At 62.3% G+C, this 16,976-nt stretch carries 18 protein-coding genes; 14 read left to right on the forward strand and 4 right to left on the reverse strand.

The window, feature by feature from the left end; all coding sequences use genetic code 11:
- Positions 1-26: 26 nt before the first annotated feature.
- Positions 27-686, reverse strand: a complete 660-nt coding sequence (locus BLS48_RS10005; RefSeq protein WP_091577225.1) for an outer membrane protein — start codon at positions 684-686, stop codon at positions 27-29.
- A 412-nt stretch (positions 687-1,098) separates the two neighbouring features.
- On the opposite strand from BLS48_RS10005, the gene BLS48_RS10010 reads away from it, so the two are divergent.
- The 6 genes from BLS48_RS10010 (at position 1,099) to BLS48_RS10035 (ending at position 6,334) form a co-directional block, all read left to right on the forward strand.
- Complete coding sequence (locus BLS48_RS10010; RefSeq protein ID WP_091577227.1) at positions 1,099-1,863, forward strand: SDR family oxidoreductase; 765 nt, start codon at positions 1,099-1,101, stop codon at positions 1,861-1,863.
- Positions 1,860-3,917 (forward strand): excinuclease ABC subunit UvrC, encoded by a 2,058-nt coding sequence (gene uvrC, locus BLS48_RS10015; RefSeq protein WP_091577229.1) that lies wholly within the window; start codon positions 1,860-1,862, stop codon positions 3,915-3,917. The genes BLS48_RS10010 and uvrC overlap by 4 nt, the downstream gene beginning before the upstream one ends.
- A 220-nt stretch (positions 3,918-4,137) precedes the next feature.
- Positions 4,138-4,734, forward strand: coding sequence for a CDP-diacylglycerol--glycerol-3-phosphate 3-phosphatidyltransferase (pgsA, locus tag BLS48_RS10020; RefSeq protein WP_091577231.1), 597 nt, complete (start codon positions 4,138-4,140; stop codon positions 4,732-4,734).
- Position 4,735: 1 nt separating this feature from the next.
- Positions 4,736-4,993, forward strand: a complete 258-nt coding sequence (gene moaD, locus BLS48_RS10025) for a molybdopterin converting factor subunit 1 (protein WP_091577233.1) — start codon at positions 4,736-4,738, stop codon at positions 4,991-4,993.
- Between the two features lie 2 nt (positions 4,994-4,995).
- The gene (locus tag BLS48_RS10030; protein WP_091577234.1) at positions 4,996-5,472 is read left to right on the forward strand and encodes a molybdenum cofactor biosynthesis protein MoaE; all 477 of its coding nucleotides are present in this window, start codon (positions 4,996-4,998) and stop codon (positions 5,470-5,472) included.
- A gap of 97 nt (positions 5,473-5,569) precedes the next feature.
- Entirely contained in the window at positions 5,570-6,334 is a 765-nt protein-coding gene (locus BLS48_RS10035) for a YbaY family lipoprotein (protein WP_091577578.1), read from the forward strand.
- Between the two features lie 219 nt (positions 6,335-6,553).
- Here the strand turns inward: BLS48_RS10035 and ndk are convergent, their stop codons facing one another.
- Complete coding sequence (ndk, locus tag BLS48_RS10040) at positions 6,554-6,976, reverse strand: nucleoside-diphosphate kinase (RefSeq protein ID WP_091577236.1); 423 nt, start codon at positions 6,974-6,976, stop codon at positions 6,554-6,556.
- A 294-nt stretch (positions 6,977-7,270) separates the two neighbouring features.
- Between ndk and BLS48_RS10045 the strand changes: the two genes are divergently transcribed.
- Complete coding sequence (locus BLS48_RS10045; protein ID WP_091577580.1) at positions 7,271-7,531, forward strand: DUF2934 domain-containing protein; 261 nt, start codon at positions 7,271-7,273, stop codon at positions 7,529-7,531.
- 84 nt (positions 7,532-7,615) lie between these two features.
- Here BLS48_RS10045 and BLS48_RS10050 read toward each other — a convergent pair whose 3' ends face one another.
- Positions 7,616-8,308 (reverse strand): glutathione S-transferase family protein, encoded by a 693-nt coding sequence (locus BLS48_RS10050; RefSeq protein WP_091577237.1) that lies wholly within the window; start codon positions 8,306-8,308, stop codon positions 7,616-7,618.
- A gap of 59 nt (positions 8,309-8,367) precedes the next feature.
- Here BLS48_RS10050 and BLS48_RS10055 point away from each other — a divergent pair, with 59 nt between their 5' ends.
- Positions 8,368-8,880 carry a DinB family protein gene (locus BLS48_RS10055; protein ID WP_091577239.1) on the forward strand — a complete coding sequence of 171 codons (513 nt, stop codon included), beginning with the start codon at positions 8,368-8,370 and terminating at the stop codon, positions 8,878-8,880.
- A 29-nt stretch (positions 8,881-8,909) separates the two neighbouring features.
- Here BLS48_RS10055 and BLS48_RS10060 read toward each other — a convergent pair whose 3' ends face one another.
- On the reverse strand, positions 8,910-9,851 hold the full coding sequence (locus tag BLS48_RS10060; protein ID WP_091577240.1) for a LysR substrate-binding domain-containing protein: 942 nt from the start codon (positions 9,849-9,851) through the stop codon (positions 8,910-8,912).
- A 110-nt stretch (positions 9,852-9,961) separates the two neighbouring features.
- Here BLS48_RS10060 and BLS48_RS35625 point away from each other — a divergent pair, with 110 nt between their 5' ends.
- The 6 genes from BLS48_RS35625 (at position 9,962) to BLS48_RS10095 (ending at position 16,954) form a co-directional block, all read left to right on the forward strand.
- The gene (locus BLS48_RS35625; RefSeq protein ID WP_167365020.1) at positions 9,962-10,795 is read left to right on the forward strand and encodes a hypothetical protein; all 834 of its coding nucleotides are present in this window, start codon (positions 9,962-9,964) and stop codon (positions 10,793-10,795) included.
- A 45-nt stretch (positions 10,796-10,840) separates the two neighbouring features.
- Positions 10,841-11,788 (forward strand): DMT family transporter, encoded by a 948-nt coding sequence (locus BLS48_RS10075; RefSeq protein WP_091577583.1) that lies wholly within the window; start codon positions 10,841-10,843, stop codon positions 11,786-11,788.
- A complete protein-coding gene (locus BLS48_RS10080) occupies positions 11,781-11,984 on the forward strand; it encodes a hypothetical protein (protein ID WP_091577242.1) in 204 nt (67 codons plus the stop codon). Before BLS48_RS10075 ends, BLS48_RS10080 begins: the two co-directional genes overlap by 8 nt.
- A 160-nt stretch (positions 11,985-12,144) precedes the next feature.
- The gene (locus BLS48_RS10085) at positions 12,145-12,588 is read left to right on the forward strand and encodes a Ros/MucR family transcriptional regulator (protein ID WP_091577243.1); all 444 of its coding nucleotides are present in this window, start codon (positions 12,145-12,147) and stop codon (positions 12,586-12,588) included.
- Positions 12,589-12,726: 138 nt separating this feature from the next.
- Entirely contained in the window at positions 12,727-14,604 is a 1,878-nt protein-coding gene (locus BLS48_RS10090; RefSeq protein WP_091577245.1) for an ABC-F family ATP-binding cassette domain-containing protein, read from the forward strand.
- A 241-nt stretch (positions 14,605-14,845) separates the two neighbouring features.
- A complete protein-coding gene (locus tag BLS48_RS10095; protein ID WP_091577247.1) occupies positions 14,846-16,954 on the forward strand; it encodes a molybdopterin-containing oxidoreductase family protein in 2,109 nt (702 codons plus the stop codon).
- Positions 16,955-16,976: the final 22 nt, after the last annotated feature.

Genomic DNA, 16,976 nt, shown 5'->3' on the forward strand with positions numbered 1-16,976 from the left:
CTTTTTCGTGTCGTGGCTTGAACGACTTAGAACTTCATACCGACGCCGAAGGTGACGCGGTTGTCGGTGGCCTTGACCTTGCCAATGCCGCCGTCGAAGCTCTTGCTGCCGAAGTCGGTGTAGCGATACTCGACACGGCCGAAGACATTGTCGGTCAGCTTGATGTCGGTGCCGAGACCGGCGGTCCAGCCGATCATCGTGGCGCGGTCGCTGGTGCCGAGGTCGGTATCCTCCACCTTCAGGCTTCTGCCGGCGAGACCGCCGGTGCCGTAGAGCAGGATTTCCGGGGTCACGGCGTAGCCGAGACGGGCACGCAGCGAGCCTTCGAAGCCGGCCTTGGAGTGGATACCGTTATCGTCACCCTTGACGCCGTTGTAGCCGAGCTCGGCTTCACCGCCGTAGACGAAGTTCTCCTGCTGCCACTGATAGCCGCCGAAGACACTGCCGATGAAACCCTTCGTATCGGTCGAATCGCCAAAATCCTTCTCCTTGGTACGGCCGCTGAAGCCATAGCCAAGGTTGATACCGGCATAGGGACCTGCCCAGGACGCCACAGGCAGTTCAGCAACCGGCGCGGGTGCCGGCGGCTCTTCGGAAACGACGTCCGCGGCATAAGCGGTTCCACTGAGGGCGAAGAGGCCCAGCGCTACGGCCAACGGCCGTGCGAATTTAAGATTGGCTTGCATTGTTCTTTACTCCTTAAGCCACAGGACACAGGCTTGTTTCTCACGATCGCCATCGACCCGTCCGGGGGGTGAAACGGATCTGGCGTTCGTCGGTTCCAAATGTCGTGTCAAAATGCGGCTGAAGCGAACCTGAACTTGGGTCATTCCCCGGCGCGAATGAGGCGGAACCTTGACGTTGCATCTTCGCAACAGCGAAATGGCAGGAGTCACTTCATGCTGCGCTGCACACCGCTTGGTGCAAGGAGTCCAGCGCCCTATATTGCGGTCGGCGGCTCCGAGTCCAAGACGAGTCGAGACGCCGAACTGGCGGTTTCGCCACAATGCTGCCCAAGGTGCGAACGCCATTTAACGCATGCCGGGCCATATTTCGCCGGCGCCGTTTTTCCGGCCCCAAATTGAGGATTGACAGCATATGAGTAGAGCCACCGCCACGGCGCTGGTGACGGGCGGGGCAAAACGGATCGGCAGGGCGATCGTCGAGGATCTCGCTGCCCACGGATTTGCCGTCGCCATCCACTGCAATCGCTCGCGCGCCGAGGGAGATGCATTGGCCGCCCAGATCAACCAGGCCGGCGGTCGCGCTGCGGTTGTCGGCGCCGATCTGACCGATATGGACGCCGTCGGCGGTCTCGTCGGCGAGGCGGAAGCCGCACTCGGACCGATCTCGCTGCTGGTCAACAATGCGTCGCTGTTCGAGGACGATTCGGTTCTGGATTTCGACTGGCGGGCCTGGGACCGGCATTTTGCCGTGCATGTGAAGGCGCCGGCGCTGCTTTCGCAAAACTTCGCACGGGCGTTGCCGGAGGGACAGGAGGGGCTGATCGTCAACATCATCGACCAGCGGGTCTGGCGCCCGACGCCACGCTATTTCTCCTATGCGCTGTCGAAGTCGACGCTGTGGATGGCCACGCAGATGATGGCGCAAGCGCTCGGTCCGTGCATCCGCGTCAACGGCCTCGGTCCGGGGCCGACCTTGAAGAACGCTCGCCAGGACGACAGCGATTTCGACGCGCAGGTCGAGGGTTTGATCCTCAAGCGCGGCCCGCAATTGTCGGAATTCGGTACCACCATCCGCTATCTCTGGGAAGCCCGCTCCGTCACCGGCCAGATGATCGCGCTCGATGGCGGTCAACACCTTGCGTGGCGGACGCCCGATGTGACAGGCATGGTGGAATGAGTCCTGTAGACCACAAGAACAAGCCGCGCGGCGGCGCCGACGATCTGCCCCCCGATATCGATCTGGAGGACGAGACGGTGGAGGAGATCGTCGAACCCGCTGGTCCGGACGTAGCGTTCACGGCTATCGACTGGACGCCGCATGCCGGCGACGCCGAAGGCATGGTCGGTGCCGAGGTGATCCAGACGCTGGTCAAGCGGCTGCCCAACGCGCCCGGCGTCTACCGCATGATGAACGCCGCTGGTGACGTGCTCTATGTCGGCAAGGCGCGCAGCCTGAAGAAGCGCGTGACCAACTATGCGCAGGGCCGCTTCCACACCAATCGCATCGGCCGCATGGTGCGCGAGACGTCGACGATGGAGTTCGTCGTCACCCGCACCGAGATCGAAGCACTGCTGCTCGAAGCCAATCTTATCAAGCGCTTGCGGCCGCGATTCAATGTTCTGATGCGCGACGACAAGTCGTTTCCCTATATCCTTCTGACCGGCGACCATGTCTCGCCGGGTATCTACAAGCATCGCGGCGCGCGGTCGCGCAAAGGCGATTATTTCGGCCCCTTTGCTTCGGCCGGCGCCGTCGGCCGCACCATCAATTCGTTGCAGCGCGCCTTTCTGCTCAGGAGTTGCACCAACTCGTTTTACGAGAACCGCACGCGGCCGTGCCTTTTGTACCAGATCAAGCGCTGCGCTGGCCCCTGCACCGGCGAGATCTCGCATCAGGACTATGCCGAACTGGTCGCCGAGGCGAAGGATTTCCTCTCCGGCCGCAGCCAGAAGGTGAAGACGGAAATTTCCGCCGCCATGCAGCAGGCCTCCGAGGACCTCGATTTCGAGCGCGCCGCCATCTATCGCGACCGGCTCGCAGCCCTGTCGCATGTGCAGAGCCATCAGGGCATCAATCCGGCGACCGTCGACGAGGCCGATGTTTTCGCCATCCATCAGGAAGGCGGCCAGGTCTGTATCCAGGTGTTTTTCTTCCGCACCGGCCAGAACTGGGGCAACCGTGCCTATTTCCCCAAGGCCGATCCGGCGCTGGAAGCGGCCGAGGTGCTGGGCTCCTTCCTGGCGCAGTTCTATGACGACAAGCCGACGCCACGGGCGATCCTCCTGTCGCATGGCGTCGAGGATCAGGAACTGCTGGCCGAGGCGCTGTCGACCCGGGCCGGCCGCAAGGTCGCGATCCTGGTGCCGCAGCGCGGCGAGAAGAAGGATTTGATCGACAACGCCTTGCAGAATGCACGCGAGGCGCTCGGCCGCCGGCTGGCCGAAACCTCCACGCAAGGGCGGCTGCTTGCCGGCTTCGCCGAGACCTTCGGCCTGCCCAAGCCGCCGGTGCGCATCGAGGTCTACGACAATTCGCACATCATGGGCACCAACGCCGTCGGCGCCATGGTCGTCGCCGGGCCGGAAGGCTTCGTCAAGAACCAGTACCGCAAGTTCAACATTCGCTCGACAGAGATCACGCCGGGTGACGATTTCGGCATGATGCGCGAGGTGATGGAGCGGCGTTTTTCGCGGCTGCTCAAGGAACATGGCGATGTTGCACCCGACGATGCGGTGGCAACCGATGATATCGAGGAGGACATCTCCGGCAGCTTCCCTGCCTGGCCCGATGTCATCCTGATCGACGGCGGCCAAGGCCAGATGACGGCAGTGCGCAAGATCCTCTCGGATCTCGGCATCGAGGACCGCGTCGTGGCGATCGGGATCGCCAAGGGCCAGGACCGCGATGCCGGCCGCGAGCGCTTCTTCGTGAGGGGCAGGGACTCGTTTTCACTGCCGGTTCGCGATCCGGTGCTGTATTTCGTCCAGCGCCTGCGCGACGAGGTCCACCGCTTCGCCATCGGTTCGCACCGGGCCCGCCGAAAGAAAGAAATGGTCAAGAGCCCGCTCGACGAGATCAGCGGCATCGGCCCCGGCCGCAAGCGCGCCCTGCTTCTGCATTTCGGCACCGCCAAGGCGGTCAGCCGTGCCGCCATCGAGGATCTGAGGAAAGTCGACGGCATTTCCGAACAGGTTGCCAAACTGGTCTACAATCACTTCCACGAGAGCTGATGCATGTCGCCCAAAAAGTGCGCAGCGGTTTTGGGACAACGACATGCATGAAGGGGAAGAATGCACGTGGCCCAAAAGTGCGCAGCGGTTTTGGGACAGCGGCATGCATCACACTTTAAGGAGGTTTATCGCTATTTTCGGCTGACCAATCGATTTTGGCCTGTTGACCCCCCACATTCGCATCTGATTTGAGTACGCAGGCAGAAAGAGTCCCCAAGACATGGCCAAGCGCGCGTTCAACCTGCCCAACATGCTCACCTATGCCCGCATCATCGCGGTGCCGTTGGTCGTGCTGTGCTTTTTTCTGGAGGGGCATCTAAAATCGAGCGACTTCGCCCGCTGGTCGGCGCTGATCATCTTCTTGCTCGCTTCGATTACCGATTACCTGGATGGCTATCTGGCGCGCGCCTGGCAGCAGACCTCCAACATCGGCAAGATGCTTGATCCGATCGCCGACAAATTGCTGGTCGCCACCTGCCTCTTGCTTCTGGCGGCCGACACCGATCGCCATGCAGGCATCGCCGGCTGGTCGCTGTGGGCCGCCATCATCATCCTGTGCCGCGAAATCCTCGTCTCGGGTCTGCGCGAATATCTGGCGGCGCTCAAGGTCTCGGTGCCAGTGACGCAGCTTGCCAAGTGGAAGACCGCGATCCAAATGGTCGCCATCGCCTTCCTGCTGGCCGGTCCGGCCGGCGACAAGATTTTCCCTCTGACCACGCAGACCGGGCTGGTGCTGCTGTGGATCGCGGCGCTCGTTACGCTCTACACAGGCTACGACTATTTCCGCGCCGGCCTCAAGCACATCATGGATGAATGAGATGGCGACCCGGCTCATCTATTTCGCCTGGGTGCGCGAACGGATCGGCACATCTGAGGAAGACGTTGAATTGCCTGATGGCATCGAGACGGTCGGCGACCTCTTGCGCTGGTTGAAATCGCGCGGCGAGGGCTACGAGCAAGCACTGCAATATCCCGATGTGATCCGCGTCGCCATCAACCAGGAACATGTCGACCACGGCGAGAAGATATCGGGCGCGCGCGAGATCGCGCTGTTCCCGCCGATGACCGGGGGCTGAAAATGACCGGCGCGGTCGTACCTTTCGTGCGCATCCAGGCGCAGGATTTCGACGTCGCCGCCGAGATTGCCAGGCTGACGCAAGGCCGCGCCGATATTGGCGCTGTGGTCACCTTCTCCGGCCTTTGCCGCGACGAGGCAGGCAGCCTCTCGGCACTTGAGCTCGAGCACTATCCCGGCATGGCGGAGGCCGAGATCGCCCGCATCGCCACCGAGGCGATCGAGCGTTGGCCGCTTCAAGGCCTCACCGCCATCCATCGCCACGGCAAGATCGCGCCGGGGGAGAACATCGTGCTGGTGGTGGCCGCCTCGGCGCATCGCCATGCGGCATTCGAGGCAGCGAACTTTCTCATGGACTATTTGAAATCGCGCGCACCTTTTTGGAAGAAGGAGCATCGCATTGACGGCTCCGAGGGCGGCTGGGTCGATGCCAACGAGGCCGACGCCAAGGCCGCACAGCGCTGGAAACCGCTCGAATAAAGTCCAGCCGCAGCCATGCATTGACCGCAATCCTTTGGCCAATTGACCGCGGTTGGTCAGCCCGGGGCATTGGTAGACCGGGCAAAGGGAGATGGTCATGCTGGACAGGATCGCGGAATTCTTCGTCTTCGGTTTTGTGCCGCTGGTCGTCGGCGTGTTGGCCGTGCCGGAATTGTCTGTTGCCGCCGAAAAGGCCGTGAAAGGCGAGGTGATCTATCGCGAGCGCATCGCGTTGCCGCCCAGTGCCGTGCTCTCCGTCCAGCTTGCCGATGTCTCGCTGGCGGATGCTCCGGTCAAAATCATCGGCGAACAGAATATCAAGCCTGCCGGTCAGGTGCCGATCAGCTTCGAGATCAAATTCGACCCCTCCGTCATCCGGTCGCAGATGACCTATGCGCTGCAGGCCCGGATCACCGTCGACGACAGGCTGCTGTTCATCTCCGATGTGCGCCATCAGGTCGATCCGCTGACCGAAGTGCCGCAGACCATCATGCTCAAGATGGTCACGCCGAGCACCGAGCCGACGGCTTCCGTTTTTGGTCAGCTGTGGCTGGTCGACTATGTCGACGGCATAGGCGCCATCGCCGCGCCGCAAGCGACGTTCAGGGTCAGCGAGGCCGGCAAGGCGGGCGGCAGCGGCCCTTGCAACACCTATTTCGCCACGGCCAAGGTCGACGGCCAAGCGATCACAATCAGCGAGATCGGCTCGACCTACAAGGCCTGCGCGCCGGAGGTGATGGCCGAGGAAAAGGCGCTGTTCGATGCCTTGGCCAAGGCTGCGTCATACAGTGTCGATGCCGGCAAGCTCGCCATTGCCGACAAGGATGGCCGCGAGATCCTGCGCTTCAGCGCCGCAAGCTGAGGTGTCTTGATGGTCGGGCGCTGGGCCTGGCCATGCATATCGACACTGTCGGACCGAAACAGACGCTCTGACTTAGCCTGCTGGCGCCGATGCTGCTCAAGGCATATGGACAGGCTGCATGCCGACATGCCGCGGTTCGGGCGCGAGACCTGACCGTTCAGCCAATAAAAAAGGCCGGCGAAACGCCGGCCTTTCCAAATCAGACTTGTTGATATCGGCTCAGCCGACGATCTCTGTGTCCGAGAACCAGTATTTGATCTCCTGTGCCGCGGTCTCGGGCGCATCGGAGCCGTGCACCGAGTTCTCGCCGATCGACAGCGCATGCACCTTGCGGATGGTGCCTTCGGCGGCATTGGCCGGGTTGGTGGCACCCATCACTTCGCGGTTGCGGGCAATGGCGTTCTCGCCTTCCAGCACCTGCACGACGGTCGGGGCCGAGGACATGAACTCAACCAGTTCGCCGAAGAACGGACGGTCCTTGTGAACGGCATAAAAACCTTCCGCCTCGCGGCGGCTCATCCAAACGCGGCGCGAGGCGATGACGCGCAGGCCGGCGTCTTCGAGCATCTTGGTGATGGCGCCGGTGAGGTTGCGCCGGGTTGCGTCCGGTTTGATCATGGAAAAGGTGCGTTCGAGCGCCATGGGTCGTCCTTGTCTGAGAATGGAATTGAGAGTGGCGGGGTCTATACAAGCCGCCCGGCCCATTGCCAAGGGGTGAGGAACGGTCCGCGAAGCGGACGGAAAGCCAATTGCTTGGCTTTCCGGGTGGCGAACGCCCGAAGCGATAGTAAAGGGCCGGTGCGGTGCGCGTTTCTCTGCCAGGCCGGCGCCAACGAGGCGGACCAGCAGGTATGATCCGATGGCTGTTAAGCAATGCTTTGCTTGTTATAGTCGGTCGTGGGCGCCCATGCTGAGGTCGACCCGAACGGAGACAGGATGACCATGACAAACGATCGCCAGGAGCGCATTCGCAACCGCGCGCATCAGATCTGGCTGCAAGAGGGACAACCGGCTGGCCAGCATGAGCGTCATTGGCATCAGGCGATAGCCGATGTCGACCAGGAAGATGCCGCGGGGACGTCGGCAGCCAAGAAGCCCGCCAGGAAGGCAGTTGGTGCCGGCAAGGCAAAAGCCGCCCCCAAGGAGGCGATGGCTGCCACGAAGACAAGCAAGCCAAAAAAGGCGACTGCCAAGTAAGGCTCGGCCATCTCGCTGCTGATCTTTCTCGCAGGAGACTGACGGCTCTCATGCTGCCTTGCGGTAAGAGCAGGCGTTACGGCGTCACGCCGCTGCGGCAACCTTCCGCCCCAGCCCGCCATGCAGATCGAGGCAGCGGGCGAACCACTGCGCCACCACGTCGCCGGCGTCGAGCAACTGGTAAGGCGAGGCTATGCGTGCCCATTGCAGTGCGCCGAAGACGATGTAATCGGCAAACAGCGGCGATGCGCCACCGATGAATGGCTGATAGCCGAGCATCGACCGCAAAGGCTCCAGCGAGGCTCTGAAGTTGGCGAGCCCGGCATCCCGGGCGGCCATCACATCCTCCAGTCGCTTGCCGAGCCGCTGCTCCCGGTTCTGACGGAAATAGGCGGCGTTTGCCGTGTCCTGCATGGCATGGAGGTCCATGATCGCGGCGGTGGTGACATAGGGATGGATAGTCAGTTGCGACCAACGCTCGACGAAGCGCGCCATCGCCTTGCCGCCGTCGCCGCCAAACAGTGTCGGCCGATCCGGATAGGCCTCGTCGAGATAGAGCGCGATGGCGAAGGAATCGGCGACGACCTTCTCGCCGTCGCGGATCACCGGAACGAGTTTCGAGACGCCGCCCTCGACACCAGGCACTTCGAGGAAGCGCGTTGGCACGGTGCTGACTTCGAGCCCTTTGTGGGCCAGCGCCATCGTCGCCTTCCAGCAATGCGGGCTGAACGGGCGCGTGGTGTCGCGTCCGACGAGGTCATAGAGCAGAATGGTCATTGGCGTCGGCGTTCCTGCGGGTTAGGTAGGCCCCGTATCGACGCGAGCCGAGGGAAGCCATGAGACAGCATTTCATGATGTTTGCGGCCTACAATCAATGGGCCAATAGCCGCATCTATGATGCCGCCGCCGAGCTCGACGACGAGGAATTCAACCGCGACGTCGGGGCTTTTTTCGGCTCGATGATGGGCACGCTCAATCACCTGCTGACAGCCGACCGCATCTGGATGAAGCGCTTTACCGGCGAAGGCGACGCGCCAACGACGCTGGACGCCATCCTGTACCGGGCCTTGCCCGGCCTGAGGATGGCGCGCGAAGCCGAGGACAAGAGGATCGTCGGCTGGGTCGGCGGCCTCAGCGACAAGGCGTTGACGGGCCGCTTCACCTACATGACGGTCTCGGACATGCGCACCGTCTCGCAAAGGCTGGCGCCGGCGCTGGACCATGTCTTCAACCACCAGACCCACCACTGCGGCCAGGCGCATGCGATTCTGACCATCCTCGGCCGGCCAAGCCTGGGGTTGGACTTGATGCTCTTCCAGCGCACCGAGGAGGGCAGGGCCTTCGCCTGATCCCGCCAGAGGGTCTCAGCAGCGGACGATCAGCCGCTGATCTCGCTGTCCAGCTGGCTCTGCGTCAAAGCGGCCTCCGCCATGATCCACTGCTTGAACAGTGATGTCTTGCGGGCGGAAGGCGTCTTGTCGGGGCAGACGAAATACCATCCTGCGGCGTTCGGATGGTGGACCGCGAACGGAGCGACTAGTCTTTCGGCGCGAATATCGCTGGCCATATAGGCCCGGTTGGCCACGGCAAATCCCATCCCGGCATTGGCAGCCTCGTAGGACATCATGCACGAATCGAAATAGATGCTTCTGGCCTCCTTGAGCACGGAGCCGGCGCCAGCGAAGCCGAGCCATGATTGCCAGTTGTGGGTGCAGGTGTCGGAATGCAGCAGCGTGAAGTGGCGCAGGTCTTCCGGGGTCACTTTCGATAGCGGCATGTCGCCCAGGATCTCGTGGAAGAGCTTCCGGCTGCAGACCGGCGTCAGGTCCTCCTTGAACAGAAGGTCGGCCTTCAGATCGGGAAAATGACCGTCGCCATAACGGATCTCGATATCGAATTCGGATGTCGCGAATTCGTGCGTCGCATAGGAGGTGGAAACGCGCATCTCTATGTCGGGGTATTGCCGCTGGAAGAGCGGCAGGCGCGGAAACAGCCAGCGCGCGGCAAAAGTCGGCAGCACCGATATCTTCAACACATGTTCCTGCGACTGCCCAGTCGCTTCCATGCTGGCGGCGACGATCCGCTCCAGAGCTTCGCGCACGCGCGAGACATAGGTCTCGCCCTCCGGCGTCAGCGACACCGCATTGCCGCCGCGCTGGAAGATCTTGAAGCGAAGCTGGTCCTCCAGGCTTTTGACGCGCTGGCTCACCGCCGAAGCGGTGATGAATTGTTCTTCGCCGGCACGCGTGAAATTCCTGTGCCTCGCAGCACTCTCCACGATCTTTAGCGAATTGAGGTTGACCTGACTGAGCAGACGCACGGGTTCGACCTTAAGCTGGGCTTACACTAGCACCAGCATTCCTAATTTTACAGGGGCTGCTAATTTAATCAACTGTTTACCAAGTGTTTGCCCCCACCTGGAGAAGTACAATGAACGCCCATACCATTCCCGAACTGCGCTATGCGATGAGCCGCGAAGCCATCATCGGCCACGAAACCGCCTGGAAAGTGTCGAGCTTCGGCGTCGCGCAGTATCTTCACGGCTATGACCCGGCACTGCTTGCCGCTATTGAGGAGGCCGCGTTGAAGCTCAAGGCCAGCCATGCCGTGCACAAGCACCTCGATCTGACCTTCATCACCGGCGCCGACCGTTTCATCCCCGAAATCAAGGAATTGCTGCACGACAAGATGCGCCTGGAGCGGCTGTCCGACATGATGGGCACCAAGTTGGAGCCCTATCCGCTGTCGATCGTCGGTTCGACCGTCACCTTCATGAACCCGAAGGACGGCGCGGTCGAATGGCATTGCGATGGCGTTCCCGTCACCGAACTCATTCCGCTGTCGATCAGCAATCCGTTGGTCGGCGGCCATCTCGAAATCTACTGCGACGACTCTGAAACCGGCCGTGCCATCCTCGAATCCGGCCGCGAGATCCCGCGCAACCGTGTCATGCGCATCGACCACAAGATGAACTATGCCACGCTCGGGCAGTTCCTTGGTGTCCTGCATCGCACGGCGCCGATCCGGTTCGGCGAACGCGTCACGCTGGTGCTCAACCAGCGCTCCGTGGCCAAGCCCTATGTCGACGACAACCGGATGTTCTATCTTGCCGCCGACAACGACCACGACCGCGAATGGGTCAACGAGCTGGCCGAGGATGTGTGGACCAACCAACTGCCAGCCTATCGCCAGTTCGAGGCGGAACGTCCCGTTCCGGTGTCGCCCGAGGCGCCGGTTCCGGGCGGAGCCAGGGAATCATGGTAACAACCCATGATCCCGAAAGGTGGGAACCGGTTTTGGGACAAGATCATGGTCAAACAGGAAGATAGAGCCCCAAACCGATTCTTTCGGCATGGATCAGGCTCGATATCCGCGCTGGTCTTCGCCGCCGGCGCGGTGGCTTTGTGGTCGACCAATGCATTGGTCGGCAAATCCCTGCTGGCAAGTCACCCGGTATCGCAGGTGCAATTCCTGCAGTTTTCGGGAGCCGCCCTTGTCTTCGCGGCCATCTGGTTGATGAACCGGGAAGACGCGCCGCAAAGAAACGCCGCGCCGGACGCACCCGCCGCCTGGATGGGGCTGGCGCCGATCGGCGTCGGCATCATCGGCCTCGTCGGGACCATGGTGCTGCAATACCTGGCCTTCGCTTCGGTGCCAGTGATCGAGGCCAATCTGGTGGCATACACCTGGCCGTTAATGGTCGCGGCGGCCGTGATCGTGCTCGAAAATCCGCGGCGACCGATATTGTTGGGTCTTGCCGCGGTCCTGGGGTTCGTCGGCGTTGCACTGGTGATTTCGGGAGGGCGCGACCAGTCCTGGCTTCGGGGCGATCTGGTCGGCTATCTCGCGGCATTCGGGTCTGCGCTGTGTATGGCTTTCTATTCGGTCATGGTGGGACGGGTTGCCGCTTCGCCGGATCGCTTGCTGCTGCCGTCGTCGCTGTTCGGTGTCGCCTTGACGTTTCTGTGGAGCGCTCGCGACGGCGTCGCCTGGCCCTCCGGCACGGACCTGGCTCTCGGGCTCTATCTGGGCGCCGGTCCGATGGGGTTGGGCTACTATTTCTGGTCGCGCGCCCTGAAGCTCGAAGGCAGCGGCAAGGTCGCGGTCGTCGCCTATCTCACGCCGATCGCTTCGACGCTGCTGCTGACCCTGTCCGGCGAGCGGATGACGATGACCGCCATTGCCGGAGCCGTCCTCGTCATTGGCAGTTGTCTCGCGGTCGGCATGGAACGTTCGGAGGCCGAAAATCATGTTTGACGAAAATGAACGCCTCGCCAGGCAGGAAGCGTTTTGGCTGATCAAGGAGTTTGGTGCCGAGGCGCCGCTTTACGCCGCGATGAAGGCCGAAAAGGCGATAGAGCAAAAGGATTTCGGGCGTTGCGCCCGCTGGAAGCGTATTCTCGAGATATTGGCCGACAGCCCAACTGCCAAGTCTGCTTCTGCGAAGTATTAGATTTTCTAATTTGCACGACGTCGATTTTCGATGAAAACATTTTCTGCGAGTCTTGATTCCTTGTTGAGACTTGGCGGTCCGTTGGGGACGAGGTTAGAGACATACATCGGCATAAGTCTTCGCAGGGGTGGATGACTTTGTCGCAGATAGGGTGAAAGATTTGTCAAATATCGATGATAAGACCGTTATCGAGCTGACGGCCGATATTGTCTCGGCCTATGTAGGCAACAATCCGCTTCCGGCTTCCGGCTTGCCTGAATTGATTGCCAGCGTCAGCGCCTCGGTTCGGAAGCTGGCCGGTGTGGCTGTCACGGAAAGCCCTAGCCTGGTTCCGGCCGTGAACCCGAAGAAGTCGGTGTTCCCCGACTACATCGTCTGCCTTGAGGATGGAAAGAAGTTCAAGTCGCTCAAGCGGCACCTCAGGACCGACTATGGCCTGAGCCCGGACGATTATCGGGCCAAATGGGGGCTGCCGCCGGACTATCCGATGGTTGCTCCAAGCTACTCGGCAACACGGTCGGCGCTGGCAAAATCGACGGGACTTGGCCGCAAGCCCGCCGCACCACCCGCCGCGACCAGGGCAAAGCGCAAGACCACTGCCTGAGCGGGGGCTTCGGCCGTATGGCAAGTCACTGAACGGCTACCCTGACGGCGCTGTTGCAGGCGTCGTTTTCGGGCCTTGTGCGGCCAACTGGCCCGCAAGGCCTTGCGAAGCGTTGATGTCCGGTGCAAAAGCGCCGCCATGCTTGTTATCTCAGACCTTTCGCTCCGCATGGCCGGACGCCTGCTTCTCGACCATGCTTCGCTGACCTTGCCGGCCGGCACCAAGGCCGGCCTTGTCGGCCGCAATGGCACCGGCAAGACGACGCTGTTCAAGGCCATTACCGGCGATTTCCCCTCCGAGACCGGGTCGATCAGCCTGCCCAAGAATACGCGCATCGGGCAGGTGGCGCAGGAAGCGCCGGGCACCGAGGATCCGCTGATCGAGATCGTGCTCAAGGCCGACCTCGAACGCACGGCGCTCCTCGAAGAGGAAAAAACCGCCACCGATCCACACCGCATCGCCGACATCCACATGCGGCTGGCCGATATCGACGCGCATTCAGCCGAGTCACGCGCGGCAACCATTCTGGCCGGCCTCGGCTTCGACGACGCGGCGCAGCGGCGCCCGGCCTCGTCCTTTTCCGGCGGTTGGCGCATGCGCGTGGCGCTCGCCGCCGTGCTGTTTTCCGAGCCCGACCTTCTGCTGCTCGATGAGCCGACCAACTATCTCGATCTCGAAGGCACGCTGTGGCTGGAAAACTATGTGTCGAAGTATCCGCACACGGTGCTCCTGATTTCGCACGATCGCGACCTGCTCAACCGCGCCGTCAACTCGATCGTTCATCTCGACCAGAAGAAGCTGACCTTTTGGCGCGGCGGCTACGATCAGTTCGAGCGCCAGTACACCGAGCAGAAGGAGCTGCAGGAGAAGGGCCGCGTCAAGCAGGAAGCCGCTCGCAAGCACATGGAATCCTTCGTCGAGCGCTTCCGTGCCAAGGCCTCCAAGGCCAGGCAGGCGCAGTCGCGCATCAAGGCGCTGGAGAAGATGAAGCCGATCGCGGCCATCGTCAACGACACGGTTCGGCCGTTCTCCTTCCCGGTGCCAGTCAAGACGGTGGCTTCGCCGATCATCGCGCTGAACAACGTCAGTGTCGGCTATACCGAGGGGCAGCCGATCCTCAAGAAGATGACGCTGCGCATCGACGCCGATGACCGCATCGCGCTGCTTGGCGCCAACGGCAACGGCAAGTCGACCTTCGCCAAATTGCTGTCCGGCCGGCTGAAGCCGGAGAGCGGCACCATGACAGTGGCGCCGGGGCTGAAAGTGGCGATCTTCGCCCAGCACCAGCTTGATGATCTCCGACCTGACGAAAACGCCTACGAGCATGTCCGCCGGCTAATGCCAGAGGCGCCTGAATCGAAGGTGCGCGGCCGCGTTGCCCAGTTTGGTCTCACCACCGAGAAGATGAACACCGCCGCCAAGGATCTGTCGGGCGGCGAGAAGGCGAGGCTGCTGATGGGCCTGTCGGCCTTCGAGGGCCCAAACCTGTTTATCCTCGACGAGCCGACCAACCATCTCGACATCGACAGCCGCGAATCGCTGATCCATGCGCTGAACGAGTTCCCCGGCGCTGTCATCCTGATCTCGCACGACCGCCATCTGCTCGAGGCGACGGCCGACCGGCTGTGGCTGGTCAAGGATGGCGCGGTCAATCCCTATGATGGCGACCTGGAAGACTACAAGACGCTGGTCACAGGCGTGTCAGGCGACCGCCGCGGCAAGCGCGAGGCCGACAAGGCATCAAAAGCCGATCGCCGCCGCGATGCAGCCCAGCGCCGTGCCGCCTTCGAGCCGCTTGCCAAGGAAATCCGCGCCACCGAAGCGCTGATGGACCGCATCCGCAAGCGCATCGACGGCATCGAGGACGAATTGGCCAACCCGGCGATCTATGAAAAGGATCCCTCGACCGCGACGCGCCTAGCCAAGGAGCGCTCGCAACTCGCCCAGACGCTGGCCGGCCATGAGGAAAAATGGCTGACCATGTCGGCCGAATATGAGGAAGGCACGGCGGAGTGAGTGCGTCGAAGGAATCCTGGCTTGGGCTGCGAAGGTTTTGGCGATCAATCCCGGGGCTGTCGTAAAATGTCCTGAATGCGGAGAAGGCAATCTGGTTATCGTCGACGCTGGCGCAGGGGCCTCGCATGTCGACCGTCATATGCATTGCCCAAAATGCGGTGCCTACAATGCGCTCTTCACGCGAACTGACGGCGTATAACTGGCCCTACACGTCACGCCCGAAAGCCGTTAGACACGTGCCATGAACCAGCACGCCAAGCTCAGGGTCGGCCATTCGGCCTGCCCGCATGATTGCCCGTCGACCTGCGCGCTCGAGGTCGAGCTGCTCGATGGGAACCGCATCGGCCGCGTCCATGGCGCCAAGGCCAACAGCTACACGGCCGGTGTCATCTGCGCCAAGGTCGCCCGCTACGCCGACCGCGTCCATCATCCGGACCGGTTGCTGAAGCCGCTGGTGCGGGCGGGCGCCAAGGGCGACGGCGTCTGGAAGGAAGCGAGTTGGGAAGCCGCGCTTGACCTCGTCGCCGAAAAATTCATCGATGCCGAGGCAAAATACGGCTCGGAGACGGTCTGGCCCTACTACTATGCCGGCACGATGGGGCTGGTGCAGCGCGACGGCATTGACCGGCTGCGCCATGCCAAGAAATATTCTGGCTTCTTCGGTTCGATCTGCACCAATCTGGCTTGGACCGGCTGGATGATGGGGGCGGGCGCCTTGCGTGGGCCGGACCCGCGCGAGATGGCCAAATCCGACTGCGTGGTGATCTGGGGCACCAATGCCGTGGTCACGCAGGTCAATGTGATGACTCACGCCATCAAGGCGCGCAAGGAACGCGGCGCCAGGATCGTCGTCATCGACGTTTACGAAAACGCGACGATGAAGCAGGCCGATCTCGGCCTGGTGCTCAGGCCCGGTACCGACGGCGCGCTGGCCTGCGCGGTCATGCATGTGCTGTTCAGGGAAGGCCTAGCCGACCGCGCCTATCTGGAAAAATACACCGACGACCCGAAGGGCCTCGAAGAGCATCTGCGGACGCGCACACCGGAGTGGGCGGCCGATATCACAGGGCTCACCGTCGCCGAGATCGAGGCCTTCGCCCGCCTCGTCGGCACGACCAAGAAAACCTATTTCCGCCTCGGCTATGGTTTTGCGCGCCAGCGCAATGGCTCGGTCAACATGCACGCGGCGGCCTCCATCGCCGCGGTCACCGGCTGCTGGCAATATGAGGGCGGCGGCGCCTTCCACTCGAATTCCGGCATCTTCAAGCTCAACCAGGATGTGCTGGAAGGCACGAAGATGCGCGATCCCTCGATCCGCTATCTCGACCATTCGCGCATCGGCCCGGTGCTGACCGGCGCCCCTGACGCGCTCTATGGCGGCCCCCCGGTAACGGCCATGCTGATCCAGAACACCAATCCGGCCAACGTCGCGCCGGAACAGCGGCTTGTGAAGCAGGGTTTCCTGCGCGACGACCTGTTCACCTGCGTGCACGAGCAGTTCATGACCGACACGGCAAAACTCGCCGATGTCGTGCTGCCGGCAACGATGTTCCTTGAACATGACGACGTCTACAAGGGTGGTGGCAACCAGCACATCACGCTCGGCCCCAAGCTGATCGACCCGCCGGAGGGGCCTCGCACCAACCATTTCGTCATCGAGGAATTGGCCGAGCGCCTTGGCGTCGCGGACCGCCCGGGCTTCGGCCTGACCGAACAGCAGCATATCGACATCATCCTGGGCAAGCGCGGGCTGGGCAGCTTCGACAGCTTGAAGGAAGACAAGTGGGTCGACCTGCAGCCCGATTTCGACACCGCGCACTTCATCAAGGGCTTTGGCCATGCCGATGGAAAATTCCGATTCCGCGCCGACTGGACCGGCCAGGCGGCTCCCAACCGGCCTCCGAAGAGCATGGGCCTGTTCGGACCGGTCGAACGGCTGCCCGAGTTTCCCGATCATGTCGACCTGATCGAAGTGGCGGACGAGGCGCATCCGTTCCGGCTGACGACCTCGCCGGCGCGCAATTTTCTCAACTCGACCTTCTCGGAAACGCCGGTATCGAAGGCCAAGGAGGGCCGTCCGGAGCTCCTTCTGCATCCCGAAGATGCCACGGCGCTCGGGCTCGCCGACGGCGATCGCGTTGAGGTCGGCAATCAGCGCGGCGAGGTGGTGCTGCACGCAAAGCTGTTCGATGGCATCAAGCGTGGCGTCGTGATCGCCGAAGGCATCTGGCCGAACAGCGCCCATGAGCGCGGCGAGGGCATCAACGTGCTGACCGGCGCCGACGCGCCGGCGCCCTATGGCGGCGCAGCCTTCCATGACAACAAGGTCTGGCTGCGCAAGGCAAGTTGAGCTGGGCGAGCGCGTCGGCCGT

The organism is Mesorhizobium qingshengii (assembly GCF_900103325.1).
GTDB classification, from domain to species: domain Bacteria; phylum Pseudomonadota; class Alphaproteobacteria; order Rhizobiales; family Rhizobiaceae; genus Mesorhizobium; species Mesorhizobium qingshengii.

What these genes read in the sequence shown, in the direction of transcription:
- BLS48_RS10045 (WP_091577580.1), top strand. Translation starts at nt 7,271, where the DNA reads ATGACCATGACAAACGATCGCCAGGAGCGCATTCGCAACCGCGCGCAT.
- BLS48_RS10055 (WP_091577239.1), top strand. Translation starts at nt 8,368, where the DNA reads ATGAGACAGCATTTCATGATGTTTGCGGCCTACAATCAATGGGCCAAT.
- pgsA (WP_091577231.1), top strand. Translation starts at nt 4,138, where the DNA reads ATGGCCAAGCGCGCGTTCAACCTGCCCAACATGCTCACCTATGCCCGC.
- BLS48_RS10010 (WP_091577227.1), top strand. Translation starts at nt 1,099, where the DNA reads ATGAGTAGAGCCACCGCCACGGCGCTGGTGACGGGCGGGGCAAAACGG.
- BLS48_RS10050 (WP_091577237.1), bottom strand. Translation starts at nt 8,308, where the DNA reads ATGACCATTCTGCTCTATGACCTCGTCGGACGCGACACCACGCGCCCG.
- BLS48_RS10005 (WP_091577225.1), bottom strand. Translation starts at nt 686, where the DNA reads ATGCAAGCCAATCTTAAATTCGCACGGCCGTTGGCCGTAGCGCTGGGC.
- BLS48_RS10080 (WP_091577242.1), top strand. Translation starts at nt 11,781, where the DNA reads ATGTTTGACGAAAATGAACGCCTCGCCAGGCAGGAAGCGTTTTGGCTG.
- BLS48_RS10090 (WP_091577245.1), top strand. Translation starts at nt 12,727, where the DNA reads ATGCTTGTTATCTCAGACCTTTCGCTCCGCATGGCCGGACGCCTGCTT.
- ndk (WP_091577236.1), bottom strand. Translation starts at nt 6,976, where the DNA reads ATGGCGCTCGAACGCACCTTTTCCATGATCAAACCGGACGCAACCCGG.
- BLS48_RS10095 (WP_091577247.1), top strand. Translation starts at nt 14,846, where the DNA reads ATGAACCAGCACGCCAAGCTCAGGGTCGGCCATTCGGCCTGCCCGCAT.
- BLS48_RS10035 (WP_091577578.1), top strand. Translation starts at nt 5,570, where the DNA reads ATGCTGGACAGGATCGCGGAATTCTTCGTCTTCGGTTTTGTGCCGCTG.
- BLS48_RS35625 (WP_167365020.1), top strand. Translation starts at nt 9,962, where the DNA reads ATGAACGCCCATACCATTCCCGAACTGCGCTATGCGATGAGCCGCGAA.
- BLS48_RS10075 (WP_091577583.1), top strand. Translation starts at nt 10,841, where the DNA reads ATGGTCAAACAGGAAGATAGAGCCCCAAACCGATTCTTTCGGCATGGA.
- uvrC (WP_091577229.1), top strand. Translation starts at nt 1,860, where the DNA reads ATGAGTCCTGTAGACCACAAGAACAAGCCGCGCGGCGGCGCCGACGAT.
- BLS48_RS10030 (WP_091577234.1), top strand. Translation starts at nt 4,996, where the DNA reads ATGACCGGCGCGGTCGTACCTTTCGTGCGCATCCAGGCGCAGGATTTC.
- moaD (WP_091577233.1), top strand. Translation starts at nt 4,736, where the DNA reads ATGGCGACCCGGCTCATCTATTTCGCCTGGGTGCGCGAACGGATCGGC.